The organism is Brevundimonas sp. AAP58 (assembly GCF_001295975.1).
Taxonomy (GTDB): Bacteria; Pseudomonadota; Alphaproteobacteria; order Caulobacterales; family Caulobacteraceae; genus Brevundimonas.
On the sequence record NZ_LJHU01000076.1, the window covers coordinates 1 to 3109 of the forward strand.

General features: G+C 64.1%; 2 protein-coding genes and 1 pseudogene. 2 read left to right on the plus strand and 1 reads right to left on the minus strand.

Translation table 11 applies throughout. The features are described 5' to 3' along the window. Together IP78_RS10725 and IP78_RS10730 are read left to right on the plus strand one after the other, a co-directional pair. A pseudogene (locus IP78_RS10725) lies at positions 1 to 187 on the plus strand (phosphomannomutase/phosphoglucomutase); the annotation flags it as partial. Between the two features lie 105 nt (positions 188 to 292). Then, positions 293 to 2485, plus strand: a complete 2193-nt coding sequence (locus IP78_RS10730; protein ID WP_231680990.1) for an AGE family epimerase/isomerase — start codon at positions 293 to 295, stop codon at positions 2483 to 2485. 58 nt (positions 2486 to 2543) lie between these two features. On the opposite strand, the gene IP78_RS10735 is transcribed toward IP78_RS10730, so the two are convergent. Further along, positions 2544 to 3109 (minus strand): FkbM family methyltransferase (locus tag IP78_RS10735; RefSeq protein ID WP_054111681.1); only part of this gene is annotated, 566 nt, incomplete at its 5' end.

Consider the following 3109-nt stretch of genomic DNA (forward strand, 5'->3'; position numbering starts at 1 on the left):
CGGGGCCCGGGTGCATCTGGAGGACGGGTCGTGGGTGCTGGTCCGCGCCTCGTCGAACAAGCCGGAGCTGGTGGTGGTGGTCGAGAGCATGCGGTCCGAGGACGACATGCGCGCCCTGTTCCGCGAAGAGGTGAAGCCGCGCCTGGCCCGCCATCCCGAGGTCGGGGCCTACAACCAGGAAATCTGACGGTGAAGCGCTAGGCTGGCAGCCTAAGCTGCATTAAACCGACCCTCGCTTTGAAAAACCAAAGATCTTCGCCAGGCGACACCAATGAGAGTTTATCCCGTCATCATGTGCGGCGGCTCCGGCACGCGCCTCTGGCCCGCATCACGTCCCTCACGTCCGAAGCAATTCATCCCGTTGGCTGGCAACCGGTCACTGTTTCAGGAAACGGTGCTCCGCGTCGCGCCCTTCGTCGAGAAGGATGGTGGGCAGCTAATCGTGGTTGCAGGCGTAGGGCACCGACGCTGGATCATTGAGCAGCTCGCAGAGGTGGGGGTGTCCGCGCATGTGCTGCTTGAGCCCGAGGCGCGCGACTCGGCGGCTGCCATGGCCGCGGCCGCCGCCTGGACCGAGAGAGAAGATCCTGAAGGCGTGAACGCCTTTGTCGCATCTGATCACCACATCCCCGATCATGACGCCTTTCAGCAGGCCATCCGGACCGCTGCAGCCAGCGCTGCGGAGGGCCGCGTTGTCACCTTGGGTGTGACACCGACAGCCGCGTCATCAGCCTATGGTTACATAAAGTCCACCGGCCGTGGCCTTTCGGATGTCGATCGCTTCATCGAGAAGCCTGACGCCATCACGGCGGCGGAGTACATCAAGGCGGGTTATCTGTGGAACAGCGGAAACTTCGTCGTCTCAGCGGCCACGCTGCTGTCGGAGCTCCGCATCTACGCCCCGGCGGTTGAGACCGCGGTCCGAGGTGCCCTGCCGGACCAGAGCCGCTCCGAGGTCGAGCTCCTCACCGACGCATTCCGCCATGCGCCGAAGATCTCAATCGACTACGCCCTGATGGAGAAAACCCGCCTCGCCTCCGTCTTGGAGGTTCATTTCGACTGGTCCGATCTCGGGGCGTGGGACGCCATCGCTGCCAGTGGCGAGGGAGACACTGGCCTGCACATCTTTGAGGACGCAGAAGGATGTCTGGCCAGGGCAGCGGACGGCATCATGGTGGCCGCGCTTGGTGTGCGGAACCTCGCGATCATCGCTGAACCGGACGCGGTCCTTGTCTGCGATCTGTCGCGCGCTCAAGACGTCAAGCAGGTGGTGGAGCGTCTCAAGATCGCCTCGCCGCAGCATCTCGATTTCACGCGCCCGGTTCCAGAAACGTTACAGGCGGGCGGGCTTCGCTTCGCCGATTGGCTGAGGCTCAAGGCTCTGCCGATCTGGGCGACCCTTGGCCAGACGGCAGACGGGGTCTTCGCCGAGGTAATCGGCATGGACGGTCGCTCGGTCAAGACCTCACGGCGAGCTCGCGTTCAGGCGCGCCAGATCTATGTATTCGCCCAAGCTGGCCAGCTGGGTTGGGAAGGCCCATGGTCGCGCTGTGTCGACGATGGCGTCGCCCGACTGATCGCCGACTATCTCCGTGATGATGGTCTGTGTCGGACGCTGCTGGCAGCCGACGGGACGCCGCTCGACGAAACGGCCATGGTTTACGACCAGGCCTTCGTCATGTTCGCCCTGGCCATGGCCAAGGCGGCGGGTTGCGCGGACGCGAGCCTGGAATCACGCGCCCTGACGATCCGAGACCAGCTTCAGGCGCGGGCGGAAGACAATGGGGCTATAGTGGAGGGTGGCGAGCACCCCCATCAGTCGAACTGCCACATGCATCTGCTTGAGGCCTGCCTGGCCTGGGAAGAGATCGGCGGAGACGCGGGCTGGGCAGCCTTCACTGATCAGATCGTCCGTCTGGCTCGCTCGACCTTCATCGATCCTGAAGAAGGCTTCCTGCGGGAGTTCTTCGGTCCGGACTGGGCCCCCGCGCCCGACGAGGCGGGACGACTGGTCGAGCCAGGGCATCAGTTCGAATGGGCGTGGTTGATGGCTCGCTATGCGAGGGGCCGGCGGGACACCGAGGCCCTGGCCGTCGCCCGGCGCCTTTATGCCCACGGCCAGGCGGGCGTCAGCGAGTTGCTCGGGGTGGCGGTCGATGCCATGAATGACGACGGGTCGATCCGGAGCCATCGGGCGCGCCTCTGGCCGCAGACGGAATGGCTCAAGGCGTCGCTCATCCTGGCAGAGTCCAGCCGCGACGGAGAGCGGCAGACCTACCTCGACGGTGCGGCCGCCGCCCAGCGGGCCCTTTGGTTCTATCTGTGCGACAGCGGTCTGTGGCGCGACAAACGTCTACCCGACCGAAAGTTTATCGACGAGCCCGCCCCAGCGAGTTCATTCTATCACATCATGGCCGCGTTCCGGCAGCTAAGAGATACAAGCCGGTCTGGCCTGATCGATGCCATGGGCGATTTCGACCTCTGACGCGGACCGTGGCTGGTGAAGCGCTGACGACCCTCGACTGGGCGTTACGGTTCCCGACCTATGATTGCTGCATGAGCGTGCGCCATGCCTCGACACGCTCAGACGGCACGAGGAAGAAATCCCAGTAGGATTGGTCCGAGACCCGCGCCCACTCCTCGCGATCGGCGACGACGAAGCCGAACAGATCGGCGATCCGATAGTCCAGCTCCTCACAGAGGTCATAGAGTCTATACAGGTCGTGGCCATAAAGGCTGTAGGTCGGCGCACCCCATTCGACGCTGATCACGGGCCTCAATCGGGCAATGGCTTGGCGACCGCCTTCGAGGATGTCGATCTCGTGGCCTTCCGTGTCGATCTTGATGTAGTCGAGCCGATCGAGATCGCTTGTCTGAAGATCGAGTGTCGAGATTTCCACCTGGATAGGGACGGCACCTCTGTCGCCCTCGCTCGCCCGTTCCTTGAACCCCGATTCTCCGATGGCCTTGCTCATGAACAGGAACTCGGCGGTTCCCGGAGAGCTGGAAAGGGCGAGCTGACGGATCTCAGAGTCACCGCCGGCGTAGGCCTTGCTGACGTTTGCCAGCTCGGGGACCGGCTCGAACCCGATTGCGCGGCCCGCCGGTC

Coding starts and splice junctions, on each gene's coding strand:
- IP78_RS10730 (WP_231680990.1), top strand. CDS start 293: ATGTGCGGCGGCTCCGGCACGCGCCTCTGGCCCGCATCACGTCCCTCA.